This is a genomic window from Methylobacterium nigriterrae, from assembly GCF_037106235.1.
GTDB lineage: Bacteria > Pseudomonadota > Alphaproteobacteria > Rhizobiales > Beijerinckiaceae > Methylobacterium > Methylobacterium nigriterrae.
This window is the reverse complement of sequence record NZ_JBAWTG010000517.1, coordinates 1-508: the sequence shown is the minus strand read 5'-3', so window position 1 is coordinate 508 and position 508 is coordinate 1. Positions and strand designations below refer to the sequence as shown.

Sequence of the window (508 nt, the reverse complement as noted above, 5' to 3'; positions counted from 1 at the left end):
AACCTGCCGCTGCCGCACGGATCGGGGGACGAGGCCTGGCTCGACGCGATCGGGCTGGGGCTCGCGGCGATCCGCGCGCAGGATCCCGCGGGGCTGATCGTCGCCCTGGGGCTCGACGCCTCGGAAGACGACCCCATCGGCGCCCTCGCGGTGACGCGGGACGGCTTCCGGACGGCCGCCGCGATGATCGCCCGCGCCGCTCTCCCGACCGCGATCGTTCAGGAGGGCGGATATCTGTGCGAGGCGCTGCCCCGCAACCTCGTGGCCTTCCTCGGCGCCTTCGATGCCGCGCGCCCGTGAGGAGCGCGGCGGGGAGCGGCCGCCGCGCCCGGGACAGCGGGTTCAGCCGCTGAGATGGAGGCCCAGCGCGGCTGCATCGGGCGAGGCCCGGTGCGCCATCCCGGAGCCGAGCAGGCGGGGGATCTCGGAGGGCGTATCGGCCACGGCCACGCCGGCCGCCTCGAGGGCCTTGCGCTTGCCGGCATAGCTGCCGGAATTGCCGGAGACG

At 75.6% G+C, this 508-nt stretch carries 1 pseudogene; it reads left to right on the top strand.

From position 1 onward, the window contains the following. Window positions 1-300 (top strand): annotated as a pseudogene (locus WDW90_RS38020) (histone deacetylase family protein); the annotation flags it as partial. Between the last annotated feature and the right edge of the window lie 208 nt (window positions 301-508).